Genomic DNA, 19,659 nt, shown 5'->3' with positions numbered 1-19,659 from the left:
CAACAAATAGGTCTGCGACCTTAATAACTACAAATAAAGATGATATACAGTTTTGCAAACGATTATGCGGAAGGATGCCATCCTTCTATATTAGAGGCCTTGACAAAAAGTAATTATTCTCAGCAACCCGGATATGGTGATGATGAATATAGCCGTAATGCTGAAAGGATAATCAGGAAATTGACCAATAGCGATGCAGATGTGCATATGATTTCGGGAGGCACTTTAGCTAACCTTACAGTATTGGGTTCTATTCTTCGCCCTTTCGAATCGGTAGTAGCCGCCACCACAGGGCATATTTACGTCAATGAAGCCGGAGCTATAGAAGCTACGGGACACAAGGTTGAAGCTGCTCCCACAAGTAACGGGAAATTACGTCCCGAAGATATAAAACCGTTTCTGAATAAGATAAGAGGACATCATGTGGTGCGTACGAGGGTCGTATATATATCAAATTCCACAGAGCTGGGGACAGTATATACAAAACAGGAACTAACTGATTTATATATGTTCTGTAAGGCTAACGATCTTATCTTATTTATGGATGGAGCCAGATTGCCAATGGCTTTGACCGCTCCCTCTAATGATATGACTTTGGCCGATATAGCAGCACTGACCGATGTATTTTATATCGGAGGCACTAAATGCGGCGCATTGCTCGGTGAGGCGGTTGTAATAACAAATCCTGAATTGAAGAAAGATTTCAAATTTCATCTGAAGCAGCGGGGGGCACTTACCGCAAAAGGTCGGGCAATGGGAATACAATTCGATCAGCTATTGCGGGATAATTTGATCTTTAATCTGGCCGGCCATGCCAACCGTATGGCGGCAAAAATGGCCGCTGCATTCAAAGCGAAAGGATTTTCCTTACTTATTGATTCGGATACGAACCAGATATTTCCAATATTACCAAACGAATTATTAAAGCATATGCAGGATAATTACGGATGCCTGGTATGGAGTATTGTGGACGAAAAGCAAACGGCTGTAAGATTTATTACCTCATGGGCTACTCCGGAGGGTATAGTAGATGAATTTGTTGAACAGCTAAAATGAAAGGTGGATTATCCTGACTTATATAAAACGAAAAAGTCCGCAACATCACATCGCTGACTTTCCCAACCTTAACACAAACTTTACAAAACTACACAAACATAAAACCATTATAAGGGTAAAATGTTCGCTGTATACTTTGATTTAACAGTGTTAAAATATTGGGAGATTATTATTATGCTGTAAATCAGATATTCGTTTGGTAAGGCTATTTTTGTTTTTAATCTCTGTTAACATTATGTGGCGCGTTGATGGGGCAAATTTAAAAGTAAATTTTTAGACTGCTGTCGAATTTGTCCATTAATTTATAGAGGTGTTTCCCCAGAATACGTTCCTGCTCTTTTTTCGAGTTTCGTTCCATTTCGGCATAAGTTGCTGCTGTACTTTTTGTATAGGCATAATCATATTGCCGGCTATTTATCTGTATAAGTATCAATATAAAAGTAAGAGATAGGATTATTGAGTTAATTATCTTCGATTTATTCCTTAGGACTTTGAATACAGGGACAGTAAGATTAATGATAATACAACATATGATTAGCAGAAATATGTCATAATTGTTCCACCACCATATCTTTCCGTATCCTCCGGTATAGTTTTCCCCCGGCCACCAAAGCGCTATCCCTCCCCATGCCGAAGCGGGAGTAGGCAGGTCTCCGGCCAGATGTGCCCAGAAACCCAGAACAAAGGTTATGAAATAAATTGCATGGTCTTTCATAAAACCGGCAAAGTGTTTATCTGTTTTCTTTAATGATTTTCGTATAAGGTAAATGCAGAGTATAAATAATATTCCTAAAATGATACTGGCTGGCAAAGAATGGAAGAATGCATGGTGCGAATACCAGAATTTACTGCTATAAACAACCTTGCCGGTATCTGATAGCCCGAATAATTTACTAAATGTAGCATCGAAACGCGACCACATACTGATAGCATCTATATCGGGGAGTATACCGCCGATAGTACCCGTCAGTATTATTTTTACTTTTCGTAATGGTGTGGTCTTTACGAAAGTTGAAGCGCAGGTCGCTACGGCTGCTCCGGACAAGGCGTGGGTAAGTATGTCCATAGGGTGGGGTGGTTATTCGGATTGAGTTGGTGCTGATATTTTGCTTACACGGTCATTTATACTTTCTAAGAGAGCCTCTTTGTTTGCAAGCGATAAGAAACTGTTTATATAACCTAGGGGTACAGGCACTTCATCGTTACTCTCTATAATCACCGTCGAACCTGTGAATTTATTCTTTTTTATATATGCACGGCCTATATTAGCATATGATACATAGTTTTTATGCATTTGCATTTGTCCCTTCATTTCGGAGAAAAACAGACCTTCATCCGCCAGCCGGGCTATTTCTATCTTCTTGAAAAGATTGGCATAAGCTCTTATTCCAAACAACATTGTTATTATTACAAATAATAAGGAAATAAGCACAAATCCTGCTATAGATCCAATTGTACTTTCTTCTGCCGATCCGGTACGAAATGCTTTGATACCGTCTGAAATGAAAAGAAATGAAAAGATAATGAAGGCACATGTAATGAATAAAAAGATAGTACCGAAAATATAGTCCTGCCTTTTGTTCGAATAGTATATGATATCGGTTTCTCTCTTTTTCATTGACATAGGTTTGTATCTGATGATTTTTCAAATATACGATAAATTTTTACTTTATACTTTATCGGCGTATATCGTAATATGAATATAAGCTTATATATAGATATGAATAAGCGCAGATTCCATATTTTACTCTGAATTTTTTGTTGTAATTACGAAGGTTTAGATGATAAAGATTTAAATCCGGATTCTAATTCAACGAGAGAGCGCAGAACAGATCAATCAGAGATGTATATAAAAATTAATGTGATAATTTTTTTTTGCGGGAATGAAAAAAGCCTTCCGTATTTACCGGAAGGCTTCAATATTTATTCATTTGCGAAATTATTTATAATCTTTCAGTATCTCCTGTAATCTTTTGCGCGCAAAAAATATCCGGCTTTTTACTGTTCCTAGTGGTAAGTTTAATGATTTAGCTATTTCATCATATTTGAAACCTGCAAAATGCATAGAAAACGGCGTTTTATAATCGTCATTGAAAGTGTCCAGTACATTCATTATTTCATGGTATGTGAAAGAACCTTCCGGTGAGCCGAAGCCCGATTCCTGCGGCAGATTTAATTGGTATAGATTGTCTGAGTTTTCTAAAACAGTTTGAGTGCGTACGACACGACGGTAGTTGTTTATAAACAGATTGTGCATTATGGTAAAAACCCATCCTTTAAAATTGACATTATCGTAATACTTGTCTATATTACTCAAGGCTTTCAGTGTAGTTTCTTGAGTAAGATCTTTAGCTTCATCACGGTTGGTTGTCAGGGTTAATGCATAATTTAGCATGTTGCTTTGCATTAGTACCAAGTCGTGTTCCAGTGTTTGTTTGCTAGTTTTCATTACTCTTCTGGTTTTGTAAATGTTTTGTAATTTTTTCGTTTTTGATATTACAAAGATATATGTTTTTTTTTGCAATTGATTGCATCGACAACTAAAAAATATATATTTCAATTGTTAAAATATATATAAGAATAAATTATTAATAATCAATGATTAAATTGATTTATATATATGTTAACATTTGTATTGTGTTGCAGGTTTGTTGATTGCGTTAATTAACATACAGTTTCTCTCGTTGTCGTTCGTTTCTATAAAAATATGATGTATTAACTTGCAATGAGAGAACAAGGAATCGTGAATTTTTGTTCTCTTAATGCGTTTCGTTTAATAATTGTTGAAAGATAAGGTGGATGCAGCTTTATTAGAAGGTTTGATTTTAATGCCGAATAATTGTTTGAATTTTTTGTCGGGGCAACTAGGGGATAATCTGTATTAATAGTAACTTTGGTCATTTAATGTGTAAAGGAAATACTTAATCGTGAATAATTTGTCGAGATACAATAAGAAATATACAGCTATATTATTTATCTTTTCGATATGCTGGTTATTGCAGCCTGCAATCCTATTGGCACAGACTGGAGGGACTAATAATGATACAATACCGTTATATTCGGGTGATACGATACGGAAGTCTATTTATTCGCAGCAGAAGAAAAATCGAAGTTGCGTCTATGACTTTGTTTGGGGAAAACACTACAGAGAATTGTATACTATTCCCGTTTCGGTGGGGTCGTCGACGTTAAATTCCTTTTTGGGAACCCTCGAAGTAACAGGTCAGGCTCCTGAATTCCACGGGCTTTATATGGTTGATAAACGTGGGCGGAACTATCTGGTGAAGCCTTTGGGTGGTTCGTCCAGTTTTCTCCAATCTGAATTCTTTCAGGAAATGTATAATAAAAATGACTTTAAGGATACATATCTCGATAGTTTTATAGGAGATGCATATACTATCGTAAATCCATATACATTTATAGCTTCCGACTACATGGCTAAAGTTCTGGATTTGAATTCAAATAACCCGCGCCTTTATTATATTGCCCGGAATGCTACGCCGGATACTATTGTAGATGGCACGAAGATTCAGGATAAGCTTGTAAGTATAATGAATGTTCCTGATCTTGCCATAAGAAAAGATATTATAGGGACGCACGATTTGCTGAAATATATGCAGGATGACAAGTCTCATGTTGTAGACCAGGATCTTTATATCCGTGAACGTTTATTTGATATGTTGATCGGAGATTGGAACAAAACTCCTGAGAATTGGAACTGGCAGAGAAGTGTAGTGGATGATAAGATCGTGTATAAACCTATTGTGATAGATCGCAGTCATGCTTTTATGAAAGTAGATGGCTTACTGACAGGCCAAATGTTGAGTGTGCTTTCTCTCGGTTTTATATCTGACTATAAAGATCATATCAGTAACCTGAAGAAGTTTAATAAATTGGGCTTTACACTTGATGTGGCCCTGACGGCCCAAAGTGAACGGAAAAACTGGCTCAGGCAGGCGCAATATCTGAAAAACCTATTGACAGACAGTGTTGTAGATTATGCTTTTACCCGGTTGCCTAAAGAAATACAATGCGAGGAAATAAACAAGATCAAGCAAAAATTGAAAAAACGAAGAGACGATCTTGGAGAAATTGCTGTGGAGTATTATAAAGAACTGCAATTTAATCCCGTAATCACCGGTACGAATAATAATGACAGGTTTGTAATAGATAAATTTCATCGCGACAGTATACAAGTCAATATATATGATAGAAATACCGGTAAACTCGTATTCAGGCATAGGTACACGAAAAGAAACTCAAAAGAAATATGGTTGTATGGAATGAATGGAGACGATAGTTTCGAAGTGAGGGGGAATGAAAGGAATAAGATACCATTGTATGTATTGGGAGGAAGAGGAGATAACAGATACAGTATACAACCTGAAAGCAAAATAAAAGTATTCGGATATAATTCTCAGAAACAGATATTAGACTCTGTGAAAGAGGCGAAGGTGATTATTACTGATAATGATAAAATACATGATTATGATTACGAAAAGACGCGCTACAACAGTATCTCGTTCAGCCCGTGGGGGGTGTATGACTCTGACTGGGGCCTGAGCCTGGGCAGTTTTGTGACATATACCCGCTATGGTCTGAAACGTTCCCCTTTTTCGTATCAGCACCGTATAGGCTATAATTATTTGAAGGGGTTTATGTATAAAGGTATTTTCCCGATGTATGACGATCGCAAAAGTATTTATTTAGATGCTTTTGTCGGTTCTCCTACAAACTTCTCCAACTTCTTTGGATTTGGGAATAATACGGATGGGTTTAAAGATGAGAAGAAAGTATATAACCGTGTGAAGGTGGGGCAGTACTCATTAGCGCCGTCCTTTCATTATATATTGGCGAAAGATCATCAGCTCATATTGTCATCCTCATTCGAAATGTTTAAAATCAAACAGGTCGACGGCAGGTATATCAATGAATTTTACAATAACGATTATTCAATATTTGACACCCGCTACTTTGCTGATTTAAGTGTGTCGTATGAAATAGATAAGGAAATTTCCAATATTGTTCCCACTTTTACGGGATCGCTTACTGCCGGATGGAAAATGAATATACTCCATCCCGAACGAAACTTTCCATATGCAGAACTTGATCTGTCTCTGAATGTAAAACTTACAGACCGGATTACCTGGGCTACAAAGATGAAAGGGAAAGCTATATTTAACGATAAATACGAGTTTTACCAATCGGCTTCTACCGAGTTGCGGGGATATCGCGACAGCCGTTTTATCGGTCGTCAATCTTATTATCAATATTCAGATTTACGCATAGATATGGGGAAAATAAAGAATCCCTTCACTCCCCTTAAATACGGTTTATTCGCAGGATTCGATTTTGGCCGGGTGTGGTATCCGTACGAGTCTTCGAAAAAATGGCATGCATCTTATGGTGGCGGTGCATGGGTGACCATTATCAATAAAATAACCACTAAATATTCATGGTTTGGCTCGGGCGACGATTTCCGTTTTATGTTTGGCTTGGGAATGGGATTTTGATATCTTTGGGTAAATAAAGGATATAACCATGAAAACACTGGGACCAAAAGGTATAAAGTACCTGAAAATACTGCATCTTCTTCTGGCTATCATGTGGATTGGCGGAGCATTGGCAATGTCGGTTCTTGCTTTGACAGGCAAGCCTGAAACGGGTGATGACCTGTATATGTTTTCGCGCATGCTGCAAATTATAGACGATTACCTGATTATTCCCGGTGCAATGGGAAATATACTGATAGGTATCGTTTATGGTATATGGACAAAGTGGGGATTCTTCAAACATCGCTGGCTGACTGTGAAATGGATACTGACTATTGTTCAGGTCTTGTTCGGCACATTTGTATTAGGCCCCTGGATAAACGGGAATGTAGAACTTGCACAGACGCTGGGCCAGGATGTACTATCCGGTTCCGACTATTTCCACAATCTGGAGATGACACGTATATGGGGGACGGTGCAGACAACTATATTGCTTAGCTTTATTGTCATATCGGTTTTGAAGCCATGGAAAAAAAGCAGATAGGGCAAATCGGAAATCGTATTGATAATCTTAATGGACTCTGACATTTACTGTATATGTGACATAAATAATAACAAATAAATACGTTTTTGCTAAATAATCTCAACTTGTTTAGACGTAAATAGCTTTTTTTTGATTTTTTTGTCCTTTTTATTCAATTTTATGGCAAAATATGACATGCATTGTGCTGTTTGTCTATATATTTGCTGCCAGAGAGTTTGAGTAAAATACATATGAGCTTTAAGAGCATTGTAAATGGCAAAAGACGGGCCATTATGCGTGGATTAACCAGAAATATAGGTCGTTCCGCGCTTAATAAGGATGCCCATGGTATATCTAATTCTGATATTAGAAGAGTTTTAATCTCAAGGCCAAACAGCCGGTTGGGAAACCAACTGTTGATAACACCTTTGGTGCAGGAAATCTCCGGCACATTTCCCTATTGTAAGGTAGATTTGTTTGTCAGGGGAAATATCTCTTTTATTTTATTCGAGAACTATAAAAGCGTTGACCGGATAATTAAGTTGCCCAAAAAACCTTTCAGGGAATTGTTTAAATACATGAAAGTCTGGTTCTCATTGAAGAGATATAATTATGATATTGTAATAAATGTAGATAAGAATTCTTCATCCGGAAGGCTTTCCACACAATTTTCGAATGCCCGGTTTAAATTTTTCAATGATGTGGACGAAGATCTTCAGATGAAGTATGAAGATTATGGGCATATGGCGAAATTTCCGGTGTATAACTTTCGGAGTAATCTTATCCGGTTGGGATTCAACGGGATAGATATTGATAAACCGATACCCGTTTTGAACATAAAACTGAGTCCTTCCGAAATTGCTACGGGGAAAAAAATATTAGATAGTCTCGTTGATAAGGGGAAAAAGACAATCTCTATTTATACTTATGCTACAGGTGATAAATGTTACTCAAAAGATTGGTGGCTCAATGCTTATGAGAGACTTAAAGCCGAATATGGTGAAAGATATAATATTCTGGAAGTTTTACCTGTCGAGAATGTTTCACAGATAGACTTTCAGGCTCCATCATATTATAGTAGAGATCTCCGTGAGATGACCGCTCTTATTAATAATACGGAAGTCTTCATTGGCGCCGATAGTGGTATTATGCATTTGGCAAGCGCGGCACAAACTCCTGTTGTGGGATTGTTTTCTATTACAAATACGGATAAGTATAAACCTTATAATGAGGGTAGTATGGCTATAGATACCAATGCGATGGATATTGATGATATTGTGAATGCAATAGATAAAATTCTTGCGATGAAGAAATAAGCTACTTTCCTTATCGGATTAAAAACGAAGGAGCCGGAGATAATAAATTCTCCGGCTCTTTTTGTATTTATTATTGGTGCATTATCAGAAACTCCATTTCTCCGATGTTTTAGCCGCCCCCGTTTTGCTTGTTCCCCCTTTGTAATATTTCAGAGCTTCGGGGAGGTCTTTCTGTATTTGTTTGATACGAGTTTCGTCCGAAGGGTGGGTACTCATAAACTCCGGCGTACTGCTTCCGCTTTGGGACATGCGTTGCCAGAATGCAGATGCGGCACTGGGGTCATAACCGGCCATAGCCATAAATATGAGCCCGAGTTGGTCAGCTTCAAGTTCTTGCTTGCGCGAATACGGCAACAGAATTCCATATTGTGCCCCTAATCCTAATGCCGCCGCCGCTACCTGTTGTGTAACCGCGGATGTTCCTCCAAGGGCTGCCCCGACAGCCGCAGTACCATACTGCGTAGCCATCTGGTTGCTCATACGCTCGTTAGCATGTTTTGCAACGGCATGTGCAACCTCATGTCCTAAAACTACGGCCAATCCTGTTTCGTTCTGAGTGTATGGTAATATGCCTTCATACACTACGATTTTTCCGCCCGGCATACAGAATGCATTTACATCAGCACTTTTTACCAGATTAAACTCCCACGAGTAATCTTTTACCTGATCGGCGTAACCGTTATTTTTCAGATAAGTTTCTACAGCATTAGCTATATTGCGGCCTACTTTCTGTACCAGAGCCGTATTGGCTTTGTCTGTAGATATAGGAGCCGACTTTATAAATTCGTCGTATTGTTGCAGGCTAAGAGTAAGCACTTCACTGTTCGAAACCAGGTTCAATTGCTTCCGTCCCGTTACCGGAACACTTCCGCATCCTGTGAATAGCATCGTATAGCCGAGGAATAATATGAGACATTTCTTTATCATAATAGCTTGTTTAGTTTGATAGGTTAAATTATTTATTATTCTGTTCTTTCAGTAAATCCCTTATTTCTGTCAACAGGGTCTCTTCTTTAGTCGGAGCCGGAGGTGCAGCCGGTTCTTCCGCTTTTTTGGTTTGTAAAGCATTTATTCCTTTGATGGCAAAGAAAATAGCTGTTGCAATTATTACAAAGTCCAAGATAGTCTGTATAAAAGTACCATAGTTGATACTTACTGCCGGAATATCACCTACCGCATCTTTAAGCACGAATTTTAAATCTGTAAAATTTACTCCGCCTAAGATAATCCCTATTGGAGGCATTATAATATCACTTACCAGAGATGATACTATCTTTCCGAAAGCTCCACCGACAATGACACCGACAGCCATATCCACCACGTTGCCGCGCATCATGAAATTCTTCAATTCTTTTAAAACTGCCATATTCTTTTTATATGTTTTAGTTTGTTAAATACTACAATTAAAATTAAAACACAAACTTAATATATTTTGTTTAATTTAATTTTAACGGTCATTGGTTTATTTTCATCCGATATTGTATAGTCTTCTACACATATACTATCGGGCAGATTTATCATGAAAGGAATCAGGTTCGGATTTGGGGTAAAAGAGCCATGTCTGCCATGGTTAAGTATGTATCCTTCCATATGTATGGTATCGTTATGTACACTATAGTCTATGGCCAGCATATTACCCGGCAATTTCATATACATACATACAGGCGCGCTAAGTCTTACTTTTTCTATAATCTCTTTATGCTCTTCTCCGGAGAAGAATGTGTTTTCGGGATCAGAATCCAGAATATTTTCAACAGGCATATAATGATGGCTTACAAAAAACAGCCCTTTATAAAAAGAATATACAAGAAATTGATTATTGGCTAGTGCGTGTATATATATTTCTGCATCTTTATATTTTACTATTTTAGGTGGAAAGGGTAGGGATATCTGTTTATCGATATGTTCCCTTATTGCATATTCCTGTTCATGGCTGGTCTTCATTGCCAACAGCATTTTTCCGTTGGCATACTTTGATATTATGACCGGATAATGGATGCTGCCTCCTAAGATTTCTATCAATTGGTACAGGGATGGGTCATACAGAAACAGCTTTTCGAAATTGTAACCCCTGTTTATATTTATTACTTCTGTGGCCTGAGGTGATACATAGCTGTACAGGTCTGTGTCGAAAGATTGCTTGTTATATTTCAATCTCTTGTACATCTGCCATCCGCCAATAAGAATAGTGATTATCAGAACAAATAAAATAACTATCTTTATCCCCCGTTTAGTCATAGATAAGTAAAAGAATGTATTCTTACAAAGATATATGAAAGCTTTAGTATTAAGAGAATTTAAGTCTGTTTTTTGCTCTCCTGCGGGTGCTTTTTTTGCTTTGGCTTTTCTTTTAATAACAGGAGTGATGCTCTGGGCATTTTCGGGTAGTTATAATCTGATCGATGGCGGGTATGCCGATCTGAACCGTTTCTTCGGTTTGGCACCCGTGTTATTTGCAGTTCTGATTCCGGCACTGACTATGCGCCTGTTCTCCGAGGAAAAGAAAAACAAAACGCTCGATATTCTGAAAACGAGACCGGTGAAGGCTTCGGAAATATATTTCAGTAAGTTTCTGGCTACTGTTATTTTTGTATTGGTTACTCTCCTGCCTACTACCGTTTATGCCTGCTCTTTATATCAGCTTGCAAATCCTGTGGGGAATATCGATTTGGATAGCATAACGGCTTCATATATTTCTCTGATATTAATAGCTTCGGTATTTATTTCCATCGGCTTGTTCGGATCGGTGATTACAAAGAATCAGGTGGTTGCGCTCATCGTATCCGTTTTCCTTTGTTTATTTTCTTTTTATGGATTCGATCTGCTATCGGGCTTTTTTCTTTCTGGAAAAATACAGGCTTCGGTAGCTTCTTTCGGATTGGCGGGTCATTATAAGTTGATGCAGCGTGGGGCGATAGAAATCAGGGATTTGGCGGTTGTGATTAATTATCTGGTACTATTCGTTTTGTTGGCTGTTTTATGTTTGAGGCAGAATAAACCGCGGCTGCTGATTGCTTTGGCGTCGGCAGTATTGATCTTAAATATAGTATTTTTCTTTACTCCAAATTCCAGACTAGACTTCACCGCGGATAAACGTTACACATTGAACGATTATACCAAAGATATATTAGAGCGGGTGGGAGACGGGAGTTTATTAAAGGTGAATGTTTATCTGACCGGCGACTTAAATTATGGCTTTCAGCGATTAAAAGATGCTACAACAGATTTGCTTTCGGATTTTAACCGCTTTGCGGATGATAATATCGATATCAGATATATAAATCCATATGAGAGCGGCAAATCATTGGATGAAACATTTAAATCCTTTGCCTCAAAAGGAATGACCGGTATTATACTGAATGAAGTAGACCGTGAGGGGAAAGCCAGCAGGAAGATGATCTATCCTTACGCGCAGGTTACAAACGGGAGGGATACACTGGTAGTCTCTTTGCTCAAAAATGTTGCAGGCAATACGGCTGAAGAAAACTTGAATGCATCTGTTGAAAGTCTTGAATTCGAATTTATAGATGCTATACGGTTGCTAAGCCAGGAGAATCCTAAAACCATAGCTTTCATTGAAGGACATGATGAATTGTCCGGAACATATGTATATGATGCCGAAGAATTACTGTCTAAATATTATTCCGTCGATCGTGGTGAAATAGGCAATGATATACGGATACTGGACGAGTTTGCTGCGATTATTATTGCCGGCCCTCTATCAAAATATACCGAGGCCGAAAAGTATATTATCGACCAGTATATAATGAATGGGGGGAAGGTATTGTGGCTGGTAGACGGCGTGTACTATTCGCATAGGGATTTGGCCTTGACGGGACAATCGGCTACAATGAAAAACGATGTAAACCTTGACGATCTGCTATTTACCTACGGGGTGCGTATAAACCCCGATCTGATACAGGACAGGCAATGTGTATCCACATATCTGATCACGGATGAAAAGACACAGGCCGGGACACTTTTACCCAGCTTTTTTCAACCCTTGCTGATTTCGTCTCCAAACCATCCTGTAACTAAGAATATAAGGGATGTAAAAGCCGGTTTTACGAGTTCGGTAGATGTGGTAAATAATTCGCCTGCTGTGAAAAAGACCATATTGCTGACAAGTTCGGCTAATGCCCATTTGATGCAGGTACCTGAAATGATCGATTTTGATGTGGAACGTGTACAGGATATACCGGATTATTTTAATCAGCCGTTTGTGCCTGTAGCGGTGAGCCTCGAAGGTACATTCGCTTCGGCGTTTACAAACCGGTTGATCCCCGATAGCATAGAGGGAGGGGATAAAACTATAGGCCGGAGTAAGGAGACTAAGATGATAATCGTTTCGTCTTCCGATATTATCAGTAACGAAGTACAGGGACAGGGGCAAAACTCCCGGATATTGCCAATGGGATATGACCGTATGTCTCAGCAGCAATATGGTAATCGTGATTTTATCGTGAATGCCGTTAACTGGTTGACAGATGAGGACGGATTGATGGCGTTACGCACAAAGCAGCAGCGACTTTATCTGTTAAATAAGAAAGAAGCCTTTGAGAGCAGAGATATGTACATGGTGCTGAATATCGGATTGCCTGTTCTTTTTATGGCTTTCCTGATGGGAGGGATTTATTTCTACAGGAAAAGAAAGTATGAAAAGTAAGCAACTTTACTGTTGATTAAAATAGAATTGATTTATCTATAATAGTATGGCTGCTGGCCGTTAATTTATTGAAATATTGAACGGAAAGCGATAAATGAAAAAGTACAAAAAGTGTCAGGTTTGTCAGGTTTTTAGTTCTGCGGAGAGGTTATAGCAAAATCGAAAAATGGAGAAAAACTGACAGATGAAAAAAAAGTGTGAAATGTGTCAAGTTTGTCAGGTTTTTAGAAAATAGTTACGAGTTAAGAGGTGAAAATTACCTGAATGGAAAATGTGCATTCACTGTTTATTGCTAACATATATCCATCAATTCTGAAAAATAACTAATTATTTGTTTGATAAACCTATTTCTTTCTATATTTGTATATACACTTTTAGCATTAATAATGGATCATATAAAACAGCAAATAGAGGCTCTCAGAGAGGAGCTGAATAAACATAATTACGACTATTACGTTCTGTCTGCACCTACAATATCTGATTTCGAATTTGATAAGAAATTAAAGGAATTATCTGAGTTGGAAGCTTTGCATCCCGAATATTTCGATGCTAATTCCCCGACTCAGCGTGTAGGTAGTGATATAAATAAGTCATTCAGGCAGGTGACACATAAATATCCTATGCTTTCGCTGGGAAATACTTATACCGAATCCGAAGTGACGGATTTTTACAACCGTGTAAAGAAAGGGCTGAACGACGAATTTGAAATAGTATGTGAGCTCAAATATGACGGTACATCCATATCCCTGACATATATAGATGGTGAACTGACACAGGCGATAACCCGCGGTGACGGAGTACAGGGGGATGATGTGACAGCCAATGTGCGTACTATCCGCAGTATTCCATTACGTTTGCGTGGCAATGATTACCCTGCCGAATTTGAAATACGCGGTGAGATACTGATGCCCTGGTCTGTATTTGAAGATCTTAATAAAGAAAGGGCGGAGCAGGAAGAGGCGCTTTTTGCCAATCCGCGCAATGCAGGTTCCGGTACATTGAAGCAACAAGATCCCAAAAAAGTAGCTGCCCGTAAGCTCGATTCTTACCTTTATTATATGCTGGGAGAGAATCTGCCGACTGATGGGCATTATGAAAACCTGATGAAAGCCAAAGAATGGGGATTCAAAATTTCGGATGCAACAAAGAAGTGTAAGACTCTGGACGAAATATTTGCCTATATTCATTATTGGGATATCGAACGCAAAAATCTACCTGTAGCTACCGATGGAATAGTATTGAAAGTGAACTCGCTTACACAACAACGGAATCTCGGATATACCTCGAAGTTTCCACGTTGGGCAATAGCGTTCAAGTTTCAGGCCGAAAAGGCGGTGACTACCTTGGAATCTGTCTCTTATCAGGTGGGTAGGACAGGGGCTGTTACTCCTGTTGCCAACCTGAAGCCAGTAAAACTATCGGGTACGACAGTAAAGCGTGCTTCCCTCTATAATGAAGATTATATAAACCTGCTCGATTTACATATTAACGATCAGGTATATGTGGAAAAAGGCGGTGAAATCATACCCAAAATAACAGGGGTGGATATATCGAAAAGAGGAATATTCGATGAAAAGGTAGAATTTACCAAAAACTGTCCTGAATGCGGTACTCCATTGGTGAAGGACGAAGGAGAAGCTATTTATTATTGTCCGAATGAATCATCTTGTCCTCCACAAATAAAAGGAAGGATAGAACATTTCTGTACCCGTAAGGCGATGAATATAACCTGTGGCCCCGAAACTGTAGAACTCTTCTATAATGCACGCCTTATACATAATATAGCCGACCTTTATACGTTGAAATGGCAGGATGTATCCCGTCTCGAACGCTGGGCGGAAAAAAGCGCGAAGAATTTGACAGATAGTATTCAGGCTTCTGTTTCGGTTCCATATGCGCGGGTTTTATATGCACTGGGTATCCGTTATGTAGGCGAAACCGTTGCTAAGAAGCTGGCTCTTGCATTTCCTGATATCGATGCGCTTATGGCGGCCTCGGTAGAAGAGCTGGTGCAGGTAGACGAAATAGGTGACAGGATAGCGCAAAGTATTGTCAGATATTTTGGTGAAAGCAGTAATGTGGAGGTGGTAAATAGACTAAGGGAGTTTGGCATACAATTTGAACTTAGTGAAGACATCGTTTCTCAGCGAACCGAAAAGCTGAAGGGCCTGTCAATTGTTATCAGCGGTACCTTTGAAAAACATTCACGGGACGAATATAAAGCCATGATAGAACAAAACGGAGGAAAGAACAGCGGTTCTATTTCTTCAAAAACAAATTACATACTCGGCGGTGATAATATGGGCCCGGCTAAACTGGAAAAAGCCGGAAGTCTGGGTATACCTATTATAAGTGAAGAAGTATTCCTGGAAATGATAAAGTGAAGAGTGAAAAATGCGTAAACAACTCGTATCTCGTACCTTGTATCTATAACAAACAGAAACTTATTTTTTATAAACCTAAATAAAAAAACAACCATGGAATTGAAACCAATCCAAGAAAAATTTAAATCTCTTTACGGGACTGATGGTGCAACATATACATCGCCCGGGCGTATCAACCTTATTGGAGAACATACTGACTACAATGGTGGTTTCGTACTACCCGGAGCAATAGATAAAGCTATGTATTGCGTAATTAAGCCGAATGGTACACCGGACCGTATCAGGGCATATGCTATGGACTTGTCGGAAATGGACGAATTCGGATTGGACGATATTCCAATCAAACAATGGGGTAAGTATATATTCGGTGTGTGTAAAGAAATGATTAAGCGCGGAAAGAAAGTTGAAGGATTCGACTGCGTATTTGCAGGCGATGTGCCTCTGGGCGCAGGTATGTCTTCTTCTGCTGCTTTGGAAAGCTGCTTTGGTTTTGCTATCAACGATATGTATAACTTAGGTTTCGACCGTTTCGAACTGGCATTGATAGGTCAGGCTACCGAGCACAATTATGTAGGGGTGAAATGTGGTATTATGGACCAGTTTGCTTCATGCTTTGGTAAAGAAGGTTCACTTATCCGTCTCGATTGCCGTTCTCTGGAATACGAATATGTTCCATTCAATCCGGTAGGATATCGTCTGGTATTGCTGAATACTTGTGTGGCACACGAATTGGCTTCCTCTGCTTATAACAAACGCCGTGAATCGTGCGAAAATGCGGCTTCTTATATCCGTAAATATCACCCGGAAGTAGAATTGCTTCGTGATGCTACATTGGATATGCTGAAAGAAGTGGCGAATGAAGTAAGTGCGGAAGATTATATGCGCGCTGAATTCGTAATTGAAGAAATACAACGTTTACAGGATGCCTGCGAAGCATTGAAGAAAGGCGATTACGAGACAGTGGGTAAAAAGATGTACGAAACCCATATCGGACTTAGCCGTAAATATGAGGTGAGTTGCGACGAACTTGACTTCCTGAACGATGTAGCCCGCCAATGTGGTGTGACAGGCTCTCGTGTGATGGGTGGCGGTTTTGGAGGTTGTACAATCAACCTTGTGAAGAACGAGTTGCACGATAGCTTTATCAAGCGTGCGACCGAAGCTTATGAACAAAAGTTCAAAATCAAACCTAAAGTATACGATGTCGTAATCAAAGACGGCGCAAGAAAACTTTAATAATCAGGCCGGATTTTAGTGGAAACTGGATATAAGGCCTTTGATACTAATATTTATAATTCCCCCGTTTATATTAAACGGGGGAATTTGATACACAACACACAAAGACTATACCAATAACAAAGATAATATTTTACCATATATTCGATCATATGTTTGGTTTTAAGGTTAAAAAGAAGATACATGCCGCCCTTGAGAGCAACAAACGTACACATATCTTTCATAAACTGGACGATATGAAAAAAATTCTCATACTATTTACCCGTGAAAATTGGACTGAAATCTTTCAGATCAGTCAGGATTTAAAAGAGATGGGTAAAGAGGTTGTTTTATGGACGGTTCAATCTGGAAAAGATGGAGGAGATCAGGCGTATCCACCAGAAGTGAGGGTTATTTCTCAAAAGGATGTTTCCAAATGGATGGGACTGTCTTCCCAAGTGATTGATGAATTTGAGAAGCTGCCTTACGAAACGTTGTTGGACTTAACTACAAAGAATGATAAGACATTGCTATTTCTGCTCGCAAACAATTCAGCCGAATTTTGCATTGGTATCAGGGAGCAGGATTTTAAAGTTTACGACCTTATTATTCTTAAAGAAGAAGATGCAAATCTTCTTGAAACATATAAGCAGATAAAATTTTACCTGAACAATATACGCTGAGGAATAAATTAATTCTTAATTTTGCACAAACAAAATGCAGAAAGTCTTTTTGGAAGAAAAGACAAATGTCTTGAACTATTTTTATGCCTAGAATAAATCTCAGAGGAATGGGAGTTGCATTGATAACTCCTTTTAAAGACGATGAAAGTGTAGATTACGATGCACTGCTTCGTCTTGTCGATTACCAACTGCAAAATGGTACTGATTATCTTGTGGTGCTGGGAACTACAGCCGAAACCCCTACACTCACCGAAGATGAAAAGAAACAGATTGTGGAACTGGTAGTAAGCCGTGTAAATGGTCGCATTCCTGTTATTTTGGGTGAAGGTGGTAATAATACGCGTGCCATCGTAGAAAAACTAAAGAAGAACGACTATGCAGGTATCGATGGTATTCTTTCCGTTGTGCCATACTATAATAAGCCTTCGCAGGAAGGTATCTATCAGCATTATAAGGCAATCGCAGAGGCTTCGTCCCTGCCTGTTATATCATATAATGTACCGGGCCGAACCGGAGTGAATATGACTGCAGATACAACATTGCGTCTCGCAAATGATTTTCCGAATATAGTTGCAGTGAAAGAGGCTTCGGGTAATATGAGCCAGATGGACGAAATCATCAAGCGTAAACCCGAGAATTTCGATGTTATATCGGGAGATGACGGGGTTACTTTCCCTTTGATAACTTTAGGTGCTATAGGGGTTATTTCCGTTATAGGGAACGCATTCCCTAAGGAATTTAGCCGGATGACACGCCTGGCCCTTGAGGGTGATTATAACAGTGCTCTTACGATACATCATAGCTTCAACGAATTATTCAATCTGCTTTTTGTGGATGGTAATCCGGCAGGAGTGAAATGTATGCTGAATATGATGGGATATATTGAAAATAAGCTGCGCTTGCCTCTCGTTCCAACGCGCATTACCACATATGAGCAAATAAGAAATGTTCTTATAGAGTTGAATATCAAGTGCTGATCAAGGTTTAGGTATTTTTTTGCGAAAAACTGCCTTTCAGATTTGGAGAATATATAAAACTATTTTACCTTTGCATCGCAATTAAGCAATGGCTACGTAGCTCAACTGAATAGAGCATCTGACTACGGATCAGAAGGTTGCAGGTTTGAATCCTGCCGTGGTCACACTGAAAATAAAGCACTTACAGAAGAAAGTAGGTGCTTTTCTTTTTTTGGAGAATATGGTTTTAAAGGTGGTTTTAACGCTAAAGTTAAACCAAGCGTTAAACCAGTTAAACCAATGAACGCAACAGTTAATGTAGTGTTATTCAAGTCAAAAACACTTGCTAACGAAGAACACCCCTTAATGATTCGCATTTGCAAAGACAACAAGAAGAAATACAAAAGTCTTGGCATATCAGTTCACCCTCAATATTGGGATTTTGAAAAGAACAAACCTAAACGAAACTGTCCCGATAAAGAGCAAATTCTAAAGCTAATATCAGATAAGATAAACGAGTATTCAGCGCAGATATTAGATTACAAAGCCGAAAATAAAGAATTTACATCATCTAATCTGATTGAGAAAGTTAATTCATCCACTATCAGATGCACCATAGGAGAACTTCTTGAGAAGGAAATAGAACGTTTATGCAACGAAGGCAGATTGAAGTATGCATCTACTTATAAAGAGTTAAGAACTTCTCTATTAGATTTTAATAAGCATCTTGATAGTTACTTTTCAGAAATAGACGTTGATTGGCTTAAACGTTATGAAGCCTTTTTAAGAACGAAAGGACTTGGCGATAATTCTCTTGGCATCCGTTTCAGAACGTTTAGAGCATTATACAATAAGGCTATCGGCGAGAATTTAGTTAAAGCAGATTATTACCCTTTCCGTATTTATAAGGTATCTAAGTTGCATAAAGAAACCGTTAAACGTTCCATACAGAAATCAGATGTGGAAAAGATTATAAGTTATAAGACAGATAGATCTTATACGCAATTAGCTATTGATATGTTCTATTTCTCTTATTTATCTGGGGTATCAATTTTGTCGATATGGCACACTTGAAAGCTATTCATATTGTTGATAAGCGTTTGGTATATAATCGAAAAAAAACTAAGAAACTTATTAAAATTCCATTACAGGATAAAGCTATTAAGATATTGGATAAATACAAGGATGCTGAGAACCCTTATTTATTCCCTGTATTATCTTCTTTCCACAAAACAGAGATTCAGAAAGCAAATAGAGTGAATAAAGTTTTGCATATTATAAATAAGGCTTTAAGAGATATAGGTGAAGAACTGCAATTGCCTATAAATATAACCACCTACGTAGCAAGACACAGTGAAAACTTTTTTT

16 protein-coding genes, 1 tRNA gene and 1 pseudogene are annotated in these 19,659 nt (G+C 38.6%); 12 read left to right on the top strand and 6 right to left on the bottom strand.

Annotation, left to right across the window (positions count from 1 at the left end; all coding sequences use genetic code 11):
* Positions 1–39 precede the first annotated feature (39 nt).
* Positions 40–1,056, top strand: coding sequence for a threonine aldolase family protein (locus B3317_RS13680; RefSeq protein ID WP_291112543.1), 1,017 nt, complete (start codon positions 40–42; stop codon positions 1,054–1,056).
* A 259-nt stretch (positions 1,057–1,315) separates the two neighbouring features.
* Here the strand turns inward: B3317_RS13680 and B3317_RS13675 are convergent, their stop codons facing one another.
* From B3317_RS13675 to B3317_RS13665, 3 genes are all read right to left on the bottom strand, one after another.
* On the bottom strand, positions 1,316–2,122 hold the full coding sequence (locus B3317_RS13675) for a metal-dependent hydrolase (RefSeq protein WP_291112541.1): 807 nt from the start codon (positions 2,120–2,122) through the stop codon (positions 1,316–1,318).
* A gap of 12 nt (positions 2,123–2,134) precedes the next feature.
* The gene (locus tag B3317_RS13670) at positions 2,135–2,674 is read right to left on the bottom strand and encodes a hypothetical protein (protein WP_291112539.1); all 540 of its coding nucleotides are present in this window, start codon (positions 2,672–2,674) and stop codon (positions 2,135–2,137) included.
* Between the two features lie 321 nt (positions 2,675–2,995).
* The gene (locus B3317_RS13665) at positions 2,996–3,505 is read right to left on the bottom strand and encodes an RNA polymerase sigma factor (RefSeq protein WP_291112537.1); all 510 of its coding nucleotides are present in this window, start codon (positions 3,503–3,505) and stop codon (positions 2,996–2,998) included.
* Positions 3,506–3,983: 478 nt separating this feature from the next.
* On the opposite strand from B3317_RS13665, the gene B3317_RS13660 reads away from it, so the two are divergent.
* The 3 genes from B3317_RS13660 to B3317_RS13650 all read left to right on the top strand — a co-directional run bounded on the left by B3317_RS13660 (position 3,984) and on the right by B3317_RS13650 (position 8,387).
* Entirely contained in the window at positions 3,984–6,569 is a 2,586-nt protein-coding gene (locus B3317_RS13660) for a hypothetical protein (protein WP_291112535.1), read from the top strand.
* A gap of 28 nt (positions 6,570–6,597) precedes the next feature.
* Entirely contained in the window at positions 6,598–7,092 is a 495-nt protein-coding gene (locus tag B3317_RS13655) for a DUF2269 family protein (protein WP_291112532.1), read from the top strand.
* A 230-nt stretch (positions 7,093–7,322) separates the two neighbouring features.
* Positions 7,323–8,387 carry a glycosyltransferase family 9 protein gene (locus B3317_RS13650; RefSeq protein WP_291112530.1) on the top strand — a complete coding sequence of 355 codons (1,065 nt, stop codon included), beginning with the start codon at positions 7,323–7,325 and terminating at the stop codon, positions 8,385–8,387.
* An 84-nt stretch (positions 8,388–8,471) separates the two neighbouring features.
* Here B3317_RS13650 and B3317_RS13645 read toward each other — a convergent pair whose 3' ends face one another.
* The 3 genes from B3317_RS13645 to B3317_RS13635 are packed head-to-tail and all read right to left on the bottom strand — an operon-like array spanning position 8,472 to position 10,553.
* On the bottom strand, positions 8,472–9,314 hold the full coding sequence (locus tag B3317_RS13645; RefSeq protein ID WP_291112528.1) for a M48 family metallopeptidase: 843 nt from the start codon (positions 9,312–9,314) through the stop codon (positions 8,472–8,474).
* A gap of 28 nt (positions 9,315–9,342) precedes the next feature.
* Positions 9,343–9,753 (bottom strand): large-conductance mechanosensitive channel protein MscL, encoded by a 411-nt coding sequence (gene mscL, locus B3317_RS13640; RefSeq protein ID WP_291112526.1) that lies wholly within the window; start codon positions 9,751–9,753, stop codon positions 9,343–9,345.
* Between the two features lie 56 nt (positions 9,754–9,809).
* A complete protein-coding gene (locus tag B3317_RS13635) occupies positions 9,810–10,553 on the bottom strand; it encodes a hypothetical protein (protein ID WP_291112524.1) in 744 nt (247 codons plus the stop codon).
* A gap of 106 nt (positions 10,554–10,659) precedes the next feature.
* Here B3317_RS13635 and gldG point away from each other — a divergent pair, with 106 nt between their 5' ends.
* The 8 genes and pseudogenes from gldG to B3317_RS13595 form a co-directional block, all read left to right on the top strand.
* Positions 10,660–13,053, top strand: coding sequence for a gliding motility-associated ABC transporter substrate-binding protein GldG (gene gldG / locus B3317_RS13630; protein ID WP_291112522.1), 2,394 nt, complete (start codon positions 10,660–10,662; stop codon positions 13,051–13,053).
* Positions 13,054–13,439: 386 nt separating this feature from the next.
* Complete coding sequence (ligA, locus tag B3317_RS13625; protein ID WP_291112520.1) at positions 13,440–15,437, top strand: NAD-dependent DNA ligase LigA; 1,998 nt, start codon at positions 13,440–13,442, stop codon at positions 15,435–15,437.
* A gap of 93 nt (positions 15,438–15,530) precedes the next feature.
* Positions 15,531–16,673, top strand: coding sequence for a galactokinase (galK, locus tag B3317_RS13620; RefSeq protein ID WP_291112518.1), 1,143 nt, complete (start codon positions 15,531–15,533; stop codon positions 16,671–16,673).
* 152 nt (positions 16,674–16,825) lie between these two features.
* The gene (locus B3317_RS13615; RefSeq protein WP_414647502.1) at positions 16,826–17,335 is read left to right on the top strand and encodes a DUF6913 domain-containing protein; all 510 of its coding nucleotides are present in this window, start codon (positions 16,826–16,828) and stop codon (positions 17,333–17,335) included.
* A gap of 83 nt (positions 17,336–17,418) precedes the next feature.
* Positions 17,419–18,312 carry a 4-hydroxy-tetrahydrodipicolinate synthase gene (dapA, locus tag B3317_RS13610; RefSeq protein ID WP_291112514.1) on the top strand — a complete coding sequence of 298 codons (894 nt, stop codon included), beginning with the start codon at positions 17,419–17,421 and terminating at the stop codon, positions 18,310–18,312.
* A 90-nt stretch (positions 18,313–18,402) separates the two neighbouring features.
* Positions 18,403–18,476 (top strand) — tRNA-Arg (locus tag B3317_RS13605).
* Between the two features lie 115 nt (positions 18,477–18,591).
* The gene (locus B3317_RS13600) at positions 18,592–19,365 is read left to right on the top strand and encodes a phage integrase SAM-like domain and Arm DNA-binding domain-containing protein (RefSeq protein ID WP_291112512.1); all 774 of its coding nucleotides are present in this window, start codon (positions 18,592–18,594) and stop codon (positions 19,363–19,365) included.
* Positions 19,353–19,659 (top strand): annotated as a pseudogene (locus B3317_RS13595) (site-specific integrase); the annotation flags it as partial. The gene B3317_RS13600 and the pseudogene B3317_RS13595, both read left to right, overlap by 13 nt.

The organism is Dysgonomonas sp. UBA7710, from assembly GCF_002482385.1.
Taxonomy (GTDB): domain Bacteria; phylum Bacteroidota; class Bacteroidia; order Bacteroidales; family Dysgonomonadaceae; genus Dysgonomonas.
Note: the sequence above shows the minus strand (reverse complement) of the source record. Positions and strands in the feature narration are given on the sequence as shown.